General features: G+C 66.1%; 18 protein-coding genes and 4 tRNA genes. 12 read left to right on the top strand and 10 right to left on the bottom strand.

Translation table 11 applies throughout. The features are described 5' to 3' along the window. The 10 genes from AC3DEZ_RS20255 to hemA form a co-directional block, all read right to left on the bottom strand. The coding region (locus tag AC3DEZ_RS20255) for a phospholipase effector Tle1 domain-containing protein (RefSeq protein ID WP_488389813.1) at positions 1 to 674 on the bottom strand (674 nt) is incomplete at its 3' end. Between the two features lie 15 nt (positions 675 to 689). Continuing rightward, a complete protein-coding gene (locus AC3DEZ_RS20250) occupies positions 690 to 1,310 on the bottom strand; it encodes a hypothetical protein (RefSeq protein ID WP_488389812.1) in 621 nt (206 codons plus the stop codon). A gap of 230 nt (positions 1,311 to 1,540) precedes the next feature. Beyond that, the gene (locus tag AC3DEZ_RS20245) at positions 1,541 to 2,155 is read right to left on the bottom strand and encodes a hypothetical protein (RefSeq protein ID WP_488389811.1); all 615 of its coding nucleotides are present in this window, start codon (positions 2,153 to 2,155) and stop codon (positions 1,541 to 1,543) included. Between the two features lie 230 nt (positions 2,156 to 2,385). Further along, entirely contained in the window at positions 2,386 to 3,006 is a 621-nt protein-coding gene (locus AC3DEZ_RS20240; RefSeq protein WP_488389810.1) for a hypothetical protein, read from the bottom strand. Positions 3,007 to 3,232: 226 nt separating this feature from the next. Further along, the gene (gene ppk2, locus AC3DEZ_RS20235) at positions 3,233 to 4,009 is read right to left on the bottom strand and encodes a polyphosphate kinase 2 (protein WP_488389809.1); all 777 of its coding nucleotides are present in this window, start codon (positions 4,007 to 4,009) and stop codon (positions 3,233 to 3,235) included. Continuing rightward, positions 4,006 to 4,356, bottom strand: coding sequence for a helix-turn-helix domain-containing protein (locus AC3DEZ_RS20230; RefSeq protein WP_447103125.1), 351 nt, complete (start codon positions 4,354 to 4,356; stop codon positions 4,006 to 4,008). The genes ppk2 and AC3DEZ_RS20230 overlap by 4 nt, the downstream gene beginning before the upstream one ends. Before the next feature lie 14 nt (positions 4,357 to 4,370). Next, the gene (gene moaB / locus AC3DEZ_RS20225; protein ID WP_488389808.1) at positions 4,371 to 4,889 is read right to left on the bottom strand and encodes a molybdenum cofactor biosynthesis protein B; all 519 of its coding nucleotides are present in this window, start codon (positions 4,887 to 4,889) and stop codon (positions 4,371 to 4,373) included. Between the two features lie 84 nt (positions 4,890 to 4,973). Next, positions 4,974 to 5,426, bottom strand: coding sequence for a GNAT family N-acetyltransferase (locus AC3DEZ_RS20220; protein ID WP_488389807.1), 453 nt, complete (start codon positions 5,424 to 5,426; stop codon positions 4,974 to 4,976). Further along, complete coding sequence (gene prfA, locus AC3DEZ_RS20215) at positions 5,423 to 6,508, bottom strand: peptide chain release factor 1 (RefSeq protein ID WP_488389806.1); 1,086 nt, start codon at positions 6,506 to 6,508, stop codon at positions 5,423 to 5,425. The genes AC3DEZ_RS20220 and prfA overlap by 4 nt, the downstream gene beginning before the upstream one ends. After that, entirely contained in the window at positions 6,486 to 7,766 is a 1,281-nt protein-coding gene (gene hemA, locus AC3DEZ_RS20210; RefSeq protein WP_488389805.1) for a glutamyl-tRNA reductase, read from the bottom strand. The genes prfA and hemA overlap by 23 nt, the downstream gene beginning before the upstream one ends. A 67-nt stretch (positions 7,767 to 7,833) precedes the next feature. On the opposite strand from hemA, the gene AC3DEZ_RS20205 reads away from it, so the two are divergent. From AC3DEZ_RS20205 to tuf, 12 genes are all read left to right on the top strand, one after another. After that, on the top strand, positions 7,834 to 9,501 hold the full coding sequence (locus tag AC3DEZ_RS20205; protein WP_488389804.1) for a tetratricopeptide repeat protein: 1,668 nt from the start codon (positions 7,834 to 7,836) through the stop codon (positions 9,499 to 9,501). Then, a complete protein-coding gene (gene lolB / locus AC3DEZ_RS20200) occupies positions 9,498 to 10,139 on the top strand; it encodes a lipoprotein insertase outer membrane protein LolB (protein ID WP_488389803.1) in 642 nt (213 codons plus the stop codon). The genes AC3DEZ_RS20205 and lolB overlap by 4 nt, the downstream gene beginning before the upstream one ends. Further along, complete coding sequence (gene ispE / locus AC3DEZ_RS20195) at positions 10,136 to 11,005, top strand: 4-(cytidine 5'-diphospho)-2-C-methyl-D-erythritol kinase (RefSeq protein WP_488389802.1); 870 nt, start codon at positions 10,136 to 10,138, stop codon at positions 11,003 to 11,005. The genes lolB and ispE overlap by 4 nt, the downstream gene beginning before the upstream one ends. A gap of 5 nt (positions 11,006 to 11,010) precedes the next feature. Next, positions 11,011 to 11,086, top strand: a tRNA-Gln gene (locus tag AC3DEZ_RS20190). Between the two features lie 81 nt (positions 11,087 to 11,167). Further along, on the top strand, positions 11,168 to 12,127 hold the full coding sequence (locus AC3DEZ_RS20185; RefSeq protein WP_447103117.1) for a ribose-phosphate diphosphokinase: 960 nt from the start codon (positions 11,168 to 11,170) through the stop codon (positions 12,125 to 12,127). A gap of 151 nt (positions 12,128 to 12,278) precedes the next feature. Further along, positions 12,279 to 12,908 (top strand): 50S ribosomal protein L25/general stress protein Ctc, encoded by a 630-nt coding sequence (locus AC3DEZ_RS20180; RefSeq protein WP_488389801.1) that lies wholly within the window; start codon positions 12,279 to 12,281, stop codon positions 12,906 to 12,908. A 53-nt stretch (positions 12,909 to 12,961) separates the two neighbouring features. Then, the gene (gene pth / locus AC3DEZ_RS20175) at positions 12,962 to 13,543 is read left to right on the top strand and encodes an aminoacyl-tRNA hydrolase (RefSeq protein WP_488389800.1); all 582 of its coding nucleotides are present in this window, start codon (positions 12,962 to 12,964) and stop codon (positions 13,541 to 13,543) included. A 71-nt stretch (positions 13,544 to 13,614) separates the two neighbouring features. Next, complete coding sequence (gene ychF, locus AC3DEZ_RS20170; protein WP_488389799.1) at positions 13,615 to 14,706, top strand: redox-regulated ATPase YchF; 1,092 nt, start codon at positions 13,615 to 13,617, stop codon at positions 14,704 to 14,706. Between the two features lie 111 nt (positions 14,707 to 14,817). After that, positions 14,818 to 14,903: transfer RNA gene (locus AC3DEZ_RS20165), tRNA-Tyr, on the top strand. Between the two features lie 37 nt (positions 14,904 to 14,940). After that, positions 14,941 to 15,014: transfer RNA gene (locus tag AC3DEZ_RS20160), tRNA-Gly, on the top strand. A 53-nt stretch (positions 15,015 to 15,067) separates the two neighbouring features. Next, positions 15,068 to 15,143: transfer RNA gene (locus AC3DEZ_RS20155), tRNA-Thr, on the top strand. Between the two features lie 45 nt (positions 15,144 to 15,188). Next, positions 15,189 to 16,379, top strand: coding sequence for an elongation factor Tu (gene tuf / locus AC3DEZ_RS20150; RefSeq protein WP_447103104.1), 1,191 nt, complete (start codon positions 15,189 to 15,191; stop codon positions 16,377 to 16,379).

The following is a 16,379-nucleotide window of genomic DNA, read 5'->3' as shown; positions in this document are numbered from 1 at the left end:
TGTTCGCGCACGCCGGTGGACACCGGGTCGAACAGCAGCGCGGCCTGCGCGGTCAGGCCGGGTTGGACCAGCAGCGGACGGTCGGCATAGCGGATGTGGGTCACCAGGTTCTCGCGGTTCACCGAATAGCGCGCGCCATCGGCGTCGCGGATGCCGCGCTCGTGCACCAGCCGCTGCAAGGCGGCGACCTGTTCGGCGCCGCGGCTGAAACCCACCCCGACCACCCGAATCTGCGCCTGCGGGTCTTCGTCCAACCAGATTCGGGCCTGCTCACACAATTGGAAATAGGCCGTCTCCACCCGTTCGTCGAAGGTGTGGCCGAAGCGGCCATCCAGGAGCCGGGTCGGAGTCTTCCACAGGCCGGTCTGGGTGAAGGTGCCTTCGACGTAGCCGCTGGCGATGTTCGCAACACCATCGTCCTGGAGCCGCCGGACTTGCTGTGCAATATTGGCCACGACACTCCAATGTTCGGGCTTGTCCTTGAACAGGCTGTTGCCGGTGCCGTCCAGGGCGGCGATGAACAGCCGCTGGTGCGGGTCGCCGGTTCGCAGCAGGAGCGGAACACGCATCCGCGCCAGGTCGGCTTCGGCCTGGCGGTAGCTGTCCAGGTCCTGCGCGTCGGCCGGGTAATAGCTCACGCCCCCATCGCGGGGCGAACGGGGAACAGACCCCATGGCGTGCCTCCTGGCTCAGTAGGTCTGGCTGAAGACCTGGATGAGGTCTCTTTGCATGTTGCTGAGCGGTCTATCCGGAAATCTGGGCTTCTTCAGCCAGATGGTCGTTCGCGTGTAGACATTGATAGTGCGGTCGTTGACCTCCAGGATGATCTCGGTGATAGGGCTGTTCGCCGGGTCAGTGGCGTCCTCACGGGCCACGTGATGGCGAATCAACTGGTCCTGGAATATCTGGCCGATGTCGATATCGGCTTCATGTGCCTGACCGTCCCGGGACCGCCAGGTCACTTTTGCCGGCGGCGGGAAGTTGGGAATGGGACCCATCGTGGCGGACATGTTGTGGGGGTACTTGTCTCCCAGCCGTTCGGATGAACCCTGGAGTTCGTCTTCAGCGTCATCCACGCGCTGCATGCCTGCGTAGAAGACGCGACATCCGTAGGTGCTGTAGGTCGAGACGCTGAAATAGTGCGCATGAAACTTCAGCGGCCACTCGGCGCCGACATTGGTGTGCCAGCCGTCCGGCCGGCGGGAGGGAAAGCCCTCTGGGGAAGAGGAGGAAGACATGCTCTGGCATCCGGTCAGGGTGAGAACGAGCAACGCGGTGGAAACGATGCGGGATGAGAGGCGTCGTGCCATGAAAGAGGATTCCGGAACTGCGTGCCGGACGACCCTAGTGTCTGCCCCTCCCACATGCAACGCACATTGAAAACCGGAAGTGACACGCTATATGCGACACGAATGACAGGTACAGGCGCGTCCGCTTCGGCCTGGCGGTAGCTGTCCAGGTCCCGCGCATCGGCCGGGTAATAGCTCACGCCGCCATCGCGGGGCGAACGGGGGACAGACCCCATGGCGTGCCTCCTGGCTCAGTAGGTCTGGCTGAAGACCTGGATGAGGTCGTCCCGGAAATCGCTGTAGCGATTGCCCGGAATTTGCAGTTCCCGGGTTGAGATGTGCGCCCGCATGTAAATGTTGATGGTGCGGTCGTTGACTTTCAGAATGATCTCCGGCATTCCATCGGTCGCCGGGTCAGTGGCGTCCTCACGGGCCACGTGATGGCGAATCAACTGGTCCTGGAATATCTGGCCGATGTCGATGTCGGCTTCATGTGCCTGACCATCCCGGGACCGCCAGGTCACTTTCGCCGGTGGGGGGAAGTTGCGGATGGGTCCACGTCCTGCGGTCAGCAATGACTCGTGTGGACGCCCATACGAGGCTACAGAAGGCGAAGGTATGTCCCCTCCTCCATGCGGGAAGCCTCCATAGACCACCCTGCAAGACTGCGTGTCGAAGCAGTGCACGCCAAAATAGTGCGCATGAAACTTCAACGGCCACTCGGCGCCGACATTGGTGTACCAGCCGTCCGGCAGGCGGGAGGGAAAGCCCTCCGGGGAAGAGGAGGAAGACATGCTCTGGCATCCGGTCAGGGTGAGAACGAGCAGCGCGATGCGGGCGATGCAACGGGAAAGGCGTCGTGCCATGAAAGAGGATTCCGGAACTGCGTGCCGGATGACGCTAGTACCTCTGACGCTTGCATGCAACGCACATTGAAAACCGGAAGTGACGCGCTATATGCGACACGAATGACAGGTGCGGGCGCGTCCGCTTCGGCCTGGCGGTAGCTGTCCAGGTCCTGCGCGTCGGCCGGGTAATAGCTCACGCCGCCATCGCGGGGCGAACGGGGAACAGACCCCATGGCGTGCCTCCTGGCCTAGTACGTTTGACTGAAGACCTGGATGAGGTCGTCCCGGAACTCGCTGTAGCGATTGCCTGGAATCTGCTCTTTCCTGGTCCAGATGGTCGCCCGCATGTAGACGTTGATGGTGCGGTCGTTGACTTCCAGAATGATCTCCGGCATTCCATCGGTCGCCGGGTCAGTGGCGTCCTCACGGGCCACGTGATGGCGAATCAACTGGTCTTTGAATATCCCGCCGATGTCGATGTCGGCTTCATGCGCCTGACCATCCCGGGACCGCCAGGTCACTTTTGCCGGTGGGGGGAAGTTGGGAATGGGCCCCATGCTGGCAGTCAGTATTTCTGGATACTTCGAGCCCAACATCGCAGAGTCCGACTTGAGCTGCGCCTCGTCATCCAGGAGGCGCCATCGCTCGTGGTAAAGAACCTTGCACCCATAGGTATTGAAACTGTAGGCATCGAAGTAGTGCGCATGAAACTTCAGCGGCCACTCAGCGCCGACGTTGGTGTGCCAGCCGTCCGGCCGGCGGGAGGGAAAGCCCTCCGGCGAAGAGGAGGAAGACATGCTCTGGCATCCGGTCAGGGTGAGAACGAGCAGCGCGATGCGGGCGATGCAACGGGAAAGGCGTCGTGCCATGAAAGAGGATTCCGGAACTGCGTGCCGGACGACCCTAGTGTCTGCCCCACCCACATGCAACGCACATTGAAAACCGGAAGTGACGCGCTACACGTCGTAGGAATGAAAGGCGCCAGCGCGCCTTCGCTCCGGCGATTTTCAGGCTTTCAGAAGAGGTTGCTTCGAGTGAGGGGAAATTCGTTGCACGCAGGGCCACATACGGCCAGACCTGGCCGAACGCTGGGCGCTAGAGTGGAAATGGCGCGATCGGCTTCAGCACGCCGTACTTTTCCTTCTGCGGCTTGCCCTTCAGCGGCGGAAGTCCAAAGGTCTCCAGCGGGACCTGGGTATCGGGCAGGCGATCCAGCAGATCCCGGATCAGGGTCAGGCGGCCACGCCGCTGATCGTTGAAGTCGACCAGCGTCCAGGGCGCGTCGGTGGTGTGCGTGGCCTTGAACATGGCTTCGCGCGCGGCGGTGTAGTCCGCGTACTTCTCGCGCGCCTTCAGATCGATAGGCGAGAGCTTCCAGCTCTTCAAGGGTTCCTCGGCGCGTTCGGCGAAGCGTTCCTCCTGGCGTGCCTGATCCACCGCCAGCCAGTACTTGAACAACAGGATGCCGTCGTCCACCAGCAGCTTCTCGAAGATCGGCACCTGGGCCAGGAAGCGACGGTATTCGGTGGCGGTGCAGAACCCCATCACCTTCTCGACGCCCGCGCGGTTGTACCAGCTGCGATCGAACAGCACGATTTCGCCCGCCGCGGGCAAGTGGGTGACGTAGCGCTGCAGGTACCACTGGGTGCTTTCGCGTTCGCCGGGTTTGGGCAGTGCGGCCACATGGCACTGACGCGGATTGAGATGCTCGCGGATGGCGTTGATTGCACCGCCCTTGCCGGCCGTGTCGCGGCCCTCCATCAGCACCACGATGCGCGCGCCCGCATGCGCGGCCCAACGCGCCATCGCCGCCAGTTCCAGCTGCAGCGGCTTGAGCAGGTGTTCGTATTCCTTGCGCTTGATTTCCTTCATGGCGTCTTCTTCCGGCGATTCTGGCGGACCGTGCCGGCCATGCCGCGCGCCACTTCCAGCAGAGCGCCCTGCTGGCGGGAGTTCAACTCGCGGTAGGCGGCCAGGAGATCGTGTTCGCCGCGCGTGCGCGCCGGGTCCAGTTGCGTGGCCAGTTCCGCCAGCAGCGCACCGGCAGGCACACCGAACGCACGGGCGAGGGCGGCCAACTGGTCCTTGCCGGGCAGCTTGTCGCCGCTCATCCACGAGCGGACGGTGGCGGCGCCGGCGCGTGGAATGGCGGTGGCGATGTCGGCGGCACTGAGTCCGCTGGCCTTGGCGAGCATGCGCAGGGTGGCGTCGATGGACATGAACGTTCCTGGGTTCATTCCTTGAGGCGGGGCCGCAGGGTGGCGAGATTGCAGGGCCGGGTGCGGGCGTCGAGTTGCGCGGCGATGATGCGTTCCCAGGCCGTGCGGCAGGCCGAGGTCGAGCCCGGCAGGCAGAACAGGAAAGTGCCGTTCGCCAGTCCGGCGAATGCGCGCGACTGCAGCGAGGAGGTGCCGATTTCCTCGAAGCTGATCGCGCGGAACAGCTCGCCGAAACCGGGCATCTCCTTGTCCAGCAGTGGCAGCAGCGCTTCCGGGGTCGAGTCGCGGCCGGTGAAGCCGGTGCCGCCGGTGACCAGGATGCCGTCCACCGCCGGGTCGGCGATCCAGCGCGAGACCAGGGCCCGCAGCTGGTAGCGGTCATCCGGTAGCAGGCTGCGTTCGGCGAGCTGGTGGCCCGCGTCGGTCGCCGCGGTGGCCAGGAAGTCGCCGCTGCCGTCCTCGGCCAGGGTGCGGCTGTCGGAGACGGTCAGCAGGGCGAGGCGGAGGGGCAGGAAATCATTGGCGTGGCTCATGCCGGCAGCGTAAGGGCTGGCCGGCCACGCTTTCAATGGCGCCCGTTCACGCGGCGAGGCGGGAACGGGCGGGGCGACGCGCGCTCAGGCGTCCAGCGGCAGCCGGAACCGCAGGGTGCCGTCGTAGGCGTCCCAGCCCAGATGGCGATACAGCGCCTGCGCCGAGCGGTTGTCATGATCGGTTTCCAGTTCCAGGCGCGCGGCGCCCGAGTCCCGTCCGAATGCCGCGGCGGCGTCCAGCAGCGCCCGCGCCACGCCTTGCCGGCGTGCTTCGCGGACGACGTAGAGATCATTGAGCACCCAGATGCGCACCGCGCGCACCGAGGAAAACGACGGGAACAGCTGGGTGAATCCCATCAGGCGATCTCCCTCCGCGGCGACGAAGATCACCGATTCCTCCCGCTCCAGCCGGTCGCGGACGAACCGCTGCGCCAGGGCCGCGTCCGCGGCCTGTTCGTAGAACTGCCGGTAGAGATCGAACAGCGGCGCGATCGCCTCCGCGTCGGTCAGGGTCGCGCGTCGCACCGTGATGCTCATGCCGCCTCCGTCAGTCGGGCCAGTTCGTCGGCCTGGTATTCGCGGGTCAGGCGATCGACCAGCGGGTCCAGGTCGCCTTCCATGATGTTGGGCAGATCGTACAGGGTCAGACCCTCGACCCGGTGATCGGTGATTCGGCCCTGCGGGAAGTTGTAGGTGCGGATGCGCTGGCTGCGATCGCCGCTGCCGACCTGCAGGCGCCGCGACGCGGCCTGCGCCGCCTGCTGCTTGCTGCGCTCGGCATCCAGCAGCTGCGCCTTCAACCGTTTCATCGCCTTGTCGCGGTTGGCGTGCTGGCTGCGCTCGGTCTGGCATTCGACCACCACGCCGCTCGGGATGTGGGTGATGCGGATGGCCGATTCGGTCTTGTTGACGTGCTGGCCGCCGGCGCCGGAGGAGCGGAAAGTGTCGATCCTCAAATCCGCGGGATTGATGGTGACGTCCTCGACCTCGTCCACATCGGGGATGATCGCCACGGTCGCCGCCGAGGTATGGATGCGTCCCTGCGATTCGGTTTCCGGCACGCGCTGCACGCGGTGAGTGCCGGACTCGAACTTCAGCCGCGAGAACGCGCCACGGCCACTGACCTTGGCCACGATTTCCTTGTACCCGCCGTGCTCGCCGGGATTGTCGGATTCGATCTCCACGCGCCAGCCCTGACGCTCGGCGTAGCGCGCGTACATGCGAAACAGATCGCCGGCGAAGATGGCCGCCTCGTCGCCGCCGGTGCCGGCGCGTACTTCGAGGAACAGGTTGCCGTCGTCGCGGTTGTCGCGCGGCACCAGCAGCAGCGACAGTTCGTCTTCCAGTTCGGCCAGGCGCGCGCGCGCGGTGGCGATTTCCTCTTCCGCCAGTCCGGCCAGATCCGGGTCCCCGCGCATGGCCTCGGCCGACGCCAGATCGCGCTTGGCGCGCGTTTCTTCCGCCAGGGCCGTGGCGACGGGTTCCAGCTGCGCGAACTCGCGGGAGTAGTTGCGGAACCGCTCGTTGTCGCCGGCCACGCCGGGATCGGCCAGCAGGCGTTCCAGTTCCTCGCGGCGTTCGGCCAGCGCTTCGAGTTTACGGCGCAGGGTCGGCGTCATCGGGTTTCTTGGAATGGGAGTAGGGCGCCTTTTCCGGGAACAGCCGGTCGGCCGCGCGCGCCAGCTCGGCATCGCCGGTCAACGCGGCTTCGCGCAATGCGGCGGTCGGCGGATGCAGCAGCCGGTTGGTCAGCGAATGAGCCAGGAATTCCAGCACGGCTTCCGGCTCGCGGCCGTTGGCCAGTTGCTGGCGGGCCTTGGCCAGCACGTCGTCGCGCGCCTGCTCGCCATGCGCACGCAGGCGCTTGAGCGGTTCCTGCCGGCTGCCGGCCTGCAATGTCTCCACGTAGCGGGCGACTTGCAGTTCGATGATCGCCTCGGCCGCGTCGGCGGCCTCGCGGCGGCTGCGGCGATTGTCCTCGACCGCGCGCTCCAGATCGTCGACCGTGTAGAGGTAGGCATCGTTGAGGTCGGCCACGTCGGCGGCGATGTCGCGCGGCACCGCCAGGTCGAACAACAGCATCGGCTTGTGCCGCCGTCGCGCCAACGCCTGCTCGACATGCGTGCGCAGCAGGATCGGTTCGCGCGCGGCGGTCGCCGAGAACACCACGTCGGCTTCGGCCAGGTGGCGTTCCAGCTCGCCCAGCGGCAATGCGTAGCCGCCGTGCCGGCTGGCCAGTTCCTGCGCGTGGGCGAGGGTGCGGTTGGCGATCAGCAGGCGGCGCACGCGGCCTTCGCTGAGATGCCTGGCGGCCAGTTCGATGGTTTCGCCCGCGCCGATGAGCAGCACGGTCGAATCGCTCAGGCGGGTGAACGAATCCTGCGCCAGGCGCACCGCGGTGGAGGCCACCGAGACCGGATTGGCGCCCACGCGGGTGTCGGTGCGGGCCCGCTTGGCCACCGCGAAGGTCTGCTGGAACAGGCGGTCCAGGCGATTGCCCAGCGCGCCGTGTTCGCGCGCGCTGGCCCAGGCGTCCTTCACCTGGCCGAGGATCTGCGGCTCGCCCAGCACCATCGAATCCAGGCCGGTGGCGACCCGGAACAGATGGCGCACCGCATCGGCATCGCGATGCCGGTACAGATAGGCCTCCAGGCCATCGGCATGGGTGGCCAACCAGTTGGCCAGCACCTGCCCGTCATGCGCGACCGCATACAGTTCGGTGCGATTGCAGGTAGACAGCAGCGCTGCCTCCTCGACCTGCGGCAGAGTGCGCAGGGCGCTCAACGCAGTCGGCAACGCGCCGGCGTCGAAGGCCACGCGTTCGCGCAGTTCGACCGGCGCGGTCTGGTGATTCAGTCCGAGGACCCACAACGTCATCGTTCAGGTGCTTGCGCTAAGCTGCTGGCTGGTAAGTGGCCGCTATTTTACGGCCCACGTGAGTCTCATGCCCGCAATATTGCGTCTCAGCCTGGTCATTCCACTGCTGTTGGCCCTGTCCGGGCCCGCCCTGGCCTCGCGCAAGGCGCCATCGGCCCGCGATGATGCCCTGACCACGGTGATGGCGGGCGAGTTCGCGCTCCAGGCCGGGCAACTGTCGGAAGCCTCCCGCTGGTACCTGGAGGCCGCGCGCGGCACCGAGGACGCGGGGCTGGCCGAACGGGCCACCCGCATCGCCCTGCTGTCCAATGACGACGCCGGCGCCACGGAGGCGTTGAAGTTGTGGCGCGCGCGCGCGCCCAAATCGCTGGCGATGCGCGGAGCCGAAGCCACCCTGGCGCTGCGCCGGGGCGATGCCCGCGCCGCCCGCCGGGAGCTGGATACGCTGGTGAAATCGCCCGATGAAATGGGCTGGCGCTATGCGCTCACCGCGCTGGGCAGCGGCGGCAAGGATCCCGGATTGCCGGCGAAGTTGCTCGGCGAACTGGTCGATGGCAACGCGATTCCGGCCCAACTGCAGGCGTGGCTGGCATTCGCGGGACTGGCCCAGCAACTGGAACAGCCGGAACTGTCCAGCCGCATCGTCGGCCGGGTGGTGGAACGGTTCCCCCAGGAACCTCGCGTGGTGTTGCTGCACGCGGCCCAGCTGCGGCGATCCGGAGACGAAGCCGCGGCCCGCAAGGTGCTGGGCGGGCTGGGCGCGGACATCGTCGAAAGACCGGAGTTGCGCCTGGCCATCGCGGCCGAGTACGAGGCGCTCGGTGATTCCGCCGCCGCGGCGGCAACCCTGGCGAAGGGCCCGCAGGACGATCAGAGCTACGCCTTGCGTGCTTCGCTGCTGGCCAAGGCCGACAACACCACCGCGTTGACCGCGCTGTATGACGAGCTGCGCCAGGAGGCCGGCGAACCCGAGGGCGGCCGTCGGCTGCTGCTGGGACAGATGGCCGAGTTCCTCAAGCGCCCGCAGGAAGCGCTGGACTGGTACCGCAGCGTGCCGACCGGCGGCGCCCGCGCCGAGGCCAGGCTCCGTGCCGCCAATACGCTCTACGAGCTCGACCGCAAGGACCAGGCGTTCCAGGAACTGCGCACCCTGCAGGGAGACGCCTCGGCCGACGACGATGCGCGCCGCAACGCCTACCTGCTGGAGGCCGAACTGCGGCAGAAGAACGGTGACGACGCCGGCGAGCTGGACGTGTTCGCGCGCGGCCTGGCGGCTTATCCGGACGACCTCGAGATCCTCTACGCGCGGGGCCTGGCCTGGGAGCGCCGTGATCGCATCGACCGCGCCGAGGCCGATTTCCGCAAGATCCTGGTGATCGATCCCGAGAACACCGCGACCCTCAACGCGCTGGGCTATACCCTGGCCGATCGCACCCAGCGCTATCAGGAAGCCCTGGAACTGATCGATCGCGCGCGGGTGGCCGAACCCGAGAACGCCGCCATCATCGACAGCTATGGCTGGGTGCTGTACCGGCTGGGCCGGTTGCCGCAGGCGCTGGTGCAGTTGAGGCGCGCCTTTACCCTGCAGAAGGATCCCGAAATCGCCGCGCACGTCGGCGAAGTGCTGTGGGTGATGGGACAGAAAGACGAAGCGCGCAAGTATTTCGACGAAGCGCGCAAGCTGGATCCCGAGAACCGCTCGCTGCAGCGGGCGCTGGAGAAGACCGGAGCATGAAGTGGATGGTGCGTGGACCGCTGCTCGCGGCCTGGATAGTGCTGCTGGCCGCCTGCGCCAGCGGCGGCGGACGCAAGGCGGTACCTCCCGCCCTGGTGGATCCCGAGGACGTGGCGGCGGCACAGGCGCGCCAGTCCACCCGCGAAGCATGGCTGCGCGGTCGCAAGGACTGGGGATTCGAGGCGCGGGTGGCGGTCAGCCAGGCCGGCAAGGGTGGCAGTGGCCGGCTCGACTGGCACCAGCAGGGTGAGCGGTACACCGCATCGCTGAGCGCACCGGTCACCCGCCAGAGCTGGCGCCTGAGCGTGGATGCCGACGGGGTGCGACTGGAAGGGCTGGAAGGCGGCCCCCGGCAAGGGGACGATGCCGACCTGCTGCTGCGCGAAGCCACCGGCTGGGATATTCCGGTGCGGACGCTGTCCGAGTGGGCCCGGGGCCTCAGTGACCAGGGCAGCCCTGAATTCGGGCCGGAAGGCCAGCTCCAGGCCTTGCGCCAGGCCGGCTGGAACATCCGCTATACGGAATGGATGCCCGCCTCGGGCGAGCAGCCGGCCATGCCCCGGCGCGTCGAAGCCGAGCGCGGCCAGGCCAGGGTCCGTCTGGTGGTGGATCGCTGGGACCTCGGAGCCGGCCCGTGAGCCAGTGGCAGGAGGGGGACGGCTGGTCGGCATGGCCCGCACCGGCCAAATTGAACCTGTTCCTGCGCTTCACCGGCCGTCGGCCGGACGGCTACCACCTGCTGCAGTCCGTTTTCCGCCTCCTCGACTGGGGGGACACCGTGCACCTGCGGGTCCGGGCGGATGGCGCCATCCGCCGGATCGGGACTTCCGTACCCGGAGTTGCGGAAGCGGACGATCTGCTGGTGTGCGCTGCGAATTTGCTGAAAAGTGAAACGAATTGCAGCCAAGGTGCCGATATCTCCGCCGAAAAGCGGATTCCAGTCGGGGGCGGTTTCGGTGGGGGTTCCTCCGACGCGGCCACCGTGCTGGTGGTCCTCAATCGGCTGTGGAACACGGGCCTGTCGACACAGCGGCTGGCGGAACTGGGGCTGCGGCTGGGCGCGGATGTGCCGATCTTCGTCCACGGGGAGAACGCCTGGGCCGAAGGCGTCGGCGAGCAGCTGACGCCCATCGCCCTGCCGCCGGCCTGGTACGTGCTGGCCGATCCGGGCGTGCACGCGCCCACGGCGGCGCTTTTCCAGGCCCCTGATTTGACGCGAAACGCGCCACCCGCGAAAATGTCGGACTTCGTTTCGGGACACCTGCTCGGCAATGCGTTCGAGCCGGTACTGCGCCGCCGGGAACCCGCCATCGAGGCGGTGTTCCAGGCCTTGGCGCGTATCGGCACGCCGCGGCTGACCGGCTCCGGCAGCGGTTGCTTCGTCGAGTTCGCGCAGCGGGCACAGGCGGAAGCTGCGCTGGCGGAACTGTCCGGCGTGCGGGCCTGGCTGGCGTCAGGCGCCGCGCGTTCGCCGCTGCAGGATGCGCTCGGAGCGGAAACCTAACGCCTAGGGGCGTCGCCAAGTGGTTAAGGCACCGGGTTTTGATCCCGGCATTCGTAGGTTCGAATCCTTCCGCCCCTGCCAATCCGCGGTTTCCAAGCAGCGCCTGTTCCGGGTTGCCTCCCGCGATTTCCGCCGCCAGAAGCCAACGCCGAGAGAAGAAAAATGCAAGACGACCGCAACCTGCTTGTCTTCTCCGGCAACGCCAACAAGCCGCTGGCCGACAGCATCTGCCGCGAGCTGGGCGTGCGTCCGGGCAAGGCGCTGGTGTCGCGCTTCTCCGATGGCGAAGTGCAGGTGGAAATCGAGGAGAACGTTCGTCGCCAGGAAGTGTTCGTGGTCCAGCCCACCTGCGCCCCGGCCGCGGAAAACCTGATGGAACTGCTGGTGCTGATCGACGCGCTCAAGCGCGCCTCGGCGGCCAGCGTCACCGCGGTGGTGCCGTACTTCGGCTACTCGCGCCAGGATCGCCGCCTGCGGTCCTCGCGCGTGCCGATCACCGCCAAGGTGGCGGCCAAGATGTTCAGTGCGGTCGGTACCGATCGCGTGCTGACGGTTGACCTGCACGCCGACCAGATCCAGGGCTTCTTCGATATTCCGGTCGACAACGTGTACGCCTCGCCGCTGCTGCTGGCCGACATCTGGCGCGCCTACGGCACCGACAACCTGATCGTGGTTTCGCCCGACGTGGGCGGCGTGGTGCGCGCGCGCGCCGTCGCCAAGCGCCTGGACGATGCCGACCTGGCCATCATCGACAAGCGCCGCCCGCGCGCCAACGTCGCCACCGTGATGAACATCATCGGCGATGTGGACGGCAAGGACTGCGTGCTGGTGGACGACATCGTCGACACCGCAGGCACCCTGTGCGCCGCGGCCGCCGCGCTGAAGGCGCGCGGTGCCAAGAAGGTGGCCGCGTACTGCACCCACGCCGTGCTCTCGGGCCCGGCGGTGGACAATCTGAACAAGTCGGTGCTGGACGAACTGGTCGTCACCGATACCATCCCGCTTTCGCCGGAAGCGAAGGCGTGCGGCCGGATCCGCCAGCTCAGCGTGGCGGAACTGCTGGCCGAAACCGTTCGCCGCATCGCCTTCGGCGAATCGGTGAGCTCGCTGTACGTGGATTGACGGCCGGGATTAGTGATTGGGGATTCGGGATTCGTGCTTGCGAATCCTCGATCCCGAATGCCGAATCCCGGCATTTCAACGACTCTCCTGGTCGCGGGGGAGTCTTCAAGGCCGCCGCGAGGCGGTTCATCAACATAGGTAGTTAGCAAACATGGCAAAGACACACGAAATCAAGGTGCAGCGCCGCGAAGACGAGGGTAAGGGTGCGAGCCGCCGCCTGCGTCACGCCGGCAACGTGCCCGCCATCGTCTACGGTGGTGGCGAACTCAAGCCGGTCAGCATCCAGCTGAACCACAACGAAGTCTGGCTGGCCAGCCAGCACGATTGGTTCTACTCCTCGATCCTGGACCTGAGCCTCAATGGCGACATCCAGCGGGTGCTGCTGCGTGACATGCAGCGCCATCCGTACAAGCAGCAGATCATGCACCTGGACTTCCAGCGCGTGAACGAGAACGAGACCCTGCGTACCGCGGTGCCGCTGCACTTCGTCAACCAGGACACCTCGCCCGCCGGCAAGTCGGCCGACGTGGTCGTGACCCACGAACTGAACGAAGTCGTGGTCGAGTGCTTGCCGAAGGATCTGCCGGAGTTCATCGAGATCGATCTGTCGAACCTGGCCGTGGGCGCCGTCGTGCACCTGTCGGAAATCAAGCTGCCGGCCGGCGTGGAAATCCCTGAGCTGAAGCTGGGCAAGGAACACGACGTCGCCGTCGTGATCGCCAAGCATGGCAAGGAAGACGCCGAGGCTCCGGCCGAAGGCGCCGAGAAGGAAGAGAAGTAATATCGCGCCACGGTGCGTCCGCGTCAGCGGGCGCACCGGCGTGAGGCACTGCGATGGCAGGTCTTCGTCTCATCGTCGGACTGGGCAATCCCGGTGCCGAGCACGCCCGAACCCGGCACAACGCCGGGTTCCGTTTTGTCGATACCCTGGCCGAAGGGCAGGGCGAGCGGTTCGGCCTGGAAAGCAAACTGTTCGGTGAAACCGCCAGGATCGTGATCGGCGGCCAGCCGGTCTGGCTGCTCAAGCCGGCCACCTACATGAATCTCAGCGGCAAATCGGTGACCGCGGCCCTGCGCTACTGGAAGATCGAGCCGGAAGAGGCGCTGCTGGCCCACGACGAACTGGATCTGGCTCCCGGCGTGGCGCGACTGAAGTTCGATGGTGGCCATGGCGGCCAGAACGGCCTGCGCGACACCATCCAACTGCTGGGGCACGGCAAGTTCCATCGCCTGCGCATCGGCATCGGCCATCCCGGCCACAAGGACAAAGTGACCGGTTGGGTGCTGGGCAAGCCCGGCAAGGATGATGAGATCCTGATCGGCCGCGCCATCGACGACGCCATCGACGTGCTGCCGCTGGCCGTCCGGGGCGATTTCAACGAAGCCATGAAGCGCCTGCACACCGGCAGGGATTAGGCATTGGGGATTGGGGATTTGGAAAAGCGCTTTCCGAATCCCGAATCCCGAATTCCCAATCCCGGATATTTATGGGCATCAAATGCGGCATCGTCGGCCTGCCCAACGTAGGCAAGTCGACCCTGTTCAACGCGCTGACCAAGGCGGGCATCGCCGCGGCCAACTTTCCGTTCTGCACCATCGAGCCGAACGTCGGCGTGGTGCCGGTGCCGGATCCGCGCCTGAACCAGCTGGCCGAGATCGTCAAACCGCAGAAGGTCCTGCCAACCGCGGTGGAGTTCGTCGATATCGCCGGCCTGGTGGCTGGCGCGGCGAGCGGCGAGGGCCTGGGCAACAAGTTCCTGGCCCATATCCGGGAAGTCGATGCCATCACCCATGTGGTGCGCTGCTTCGAGCACGGCGACATCGTCCATGTCTCCGGCAAGGTGGACCCCATCGCCGACATCGAGACCATCGATACCGAATTGGCGCTGGCTGACCTGGACAGCGTCGAAAAAGCGCTCAACCGCGCCGAACGTTCAGCCAAGGCCGGCGAAAAGGATGCCATCGCGCGCAAGCCCGTCCTGCAGAAGCTGCATGCCGGCCTGAGCGACGGCAAGCCCGGCCGGGCCTTGGGGCTGGACGAGGAGGAGCGGGCGCTGGTCCGCGACCTGTTCCTGCTGACCCTCAAGCCCGTCATGTACGTGGCCAACGTGCTGGAGAACGGCTTCGAGGGCAACCCGCACCTGGAGGCCGTGCGCGCCCGCGCCGCCACCGAGGGCGCCGAGGTGGTGCCGGTGTCGGCCGCCATCGAAGAGGAACTGGCCCAACTGGATGACGCCGACCGCGATGCCTTCCTGGCCGACCTCGGCCTGGACGAGCCCGGCCTCAACCGGGTGATCCGCGCGGCCTACAAGCTGCTGGGCCTGCAGACGTACTTCACCGCCGGGGTCAAGGAAGTGCGCGCCTGGACGGTGAAGGCCGGCTCGACCGCGCCCCAGGCGGCCGCGGTCATCCATACCGATTTCGAGAAGGGCTTCATCCGCGCCGAGACCATCGCCTTCGACGACTTCATCAGATACAAGGGCGAGGCGGGTGCGCGCGACGCCGGCCGCCTGCGCCTGGAGGGCAAGGAATACCGGGTGCAGGAAGGCGACGTGCTGCACTTCCGCTTCAATGTCTGATAAAAAAGTTGGTGTTCCGCGTTGACAGCCAGACTGCTTCAGGCCAAAATCGCTGGCTGTTTCACCCCGGTTTGATTTGGCCCCTCCGGCCGGCTCCATCCGGGTGGCTACGGAGGGATACCCAAGCGGCCAACGGGGGCAGACTGTAAATCTGCTGGCTTACGCCTTCGGTGGTTCGAATCCACCTCCCTCCACCAAAATTTGAGTTGTTTTGTGTTGTAGTGGTCTCCCGGCGCGGGAGTAGTTCAACGGTAGAACCTCAGCCTTCCAAGCTGATGGTGCGGGTTCGATTCCCGTCTCCCGCTCCACTTGAACGCCCGTTGCGGGACCTGCGGTAACCGAAGCGACAAACCAGTTTCACGCTCACGTAGCTCAGTCGGTAGAGCACCTCCTTGGTAAGGAGGAGGTCGATGGTTCGATTCCATTCGTGAGCACCACCTTTCCAACTCCATTTCACCGTTCCACCTCGAGAAGAAGCAGCCATGGCAAAGGGTAAATTCGAACGCACCAAGCCGCACGTGAACGTGGGCACCATTGGTCACGTTGACCACGGCAAGACGACGCTGACGGCGGCGCTGACGAAGGTGGGTGCCGAGCGCTTTGGCGGCGAGTTCAAGGCGTACGACGCGATTGACGCGGCGCCGGAAGAGAAGGCCCGCGGCATCACGATTTCGACGGCGCACGTGGAATACGAAAGCCCGACGCGTCACTACGCGCACGTGGACTGCCCGGGCCACGCGGACTACGTGAAGAACATGATTACCGGTGCGGCGCAGATGGACGGCGCGATTCTGGTGTGCTCGGCCGCTGACGGCCCGATGCCGCAGACGCGCGAGCACATCCTGCTGTCTCGCCAGGTGGGCGTGCCGTACATCGTGGTGTTCCTGAACAAGGCCGACATGGTGGACGACGCCGAACTGCTGGAGCTGGTGGAGATGGAAGTCCGCGAGCTGCTGACCAAGTACGAGTTCCCGGGCGACGACACCCCCATCATCCACGGTTCGGCGCGTCTGGCGCTGGAAGGCGACCAGTCGGAGATTGGCGTGCCGGCCATCCTGAAGCTGGTGGAGGCGCTGGACACGTTCATTCCGGAGCCGCAGCGTGACGTGGACAAGCCGTTCCTGATGCCGGTGGAAGACGTGTTCTCGATTTCGGGTCGTGGCACGGTGGTGACCGGTCGCATCGAGCGCGGCATCATCAAGGTGGGCGACGAAATCGAAATCGTCGGTATCCGTCCGACCCAGAAGACCACGGTCACGGGCGTGGAAATGTTCCGCAAGCTGCTGGACCAGGGCCAGGCGGGCGACAACGCGGGTCTGCTGCTGCGCGGCACCAAGCGTGACGACGTGGAGCGTGGGCAGGTGCTGGCCAAGCCGGGTTCCATCACCCCGCACACAGAGTTCGAGGCCGAGGTGTACGTGCTGTCGAAGGACGAGGGTGGCCGTCACACGCCGTTCTTCAAGGGTTACCGTCCGCAGTTCTATTTCCGTACCACGGACATCACCGGTGCGGTGACGCTGCCGGAAGGCACGGAGATGGTGATGCCGGGCGACAACATCAAGATGAACGTGCAGCTCATCAACCCGGTGGCGATGGACGAAGGCCTGCGTTTCGCGATTCGCGAAGGCGGCCGTACCGTCGGCGCCGGCGTCGTGGCCAAGATCATCAAGTAA

The sequence above is a fragment of the Pseudoxanthomonas sp. 134C1 genome (assembly GCF_057773065.1).
The sequence above is the reverse complement of the archived record's forward strand: the minus strand, read 5'-3'. Positions and strand labels throughout refer to the sequence as shown.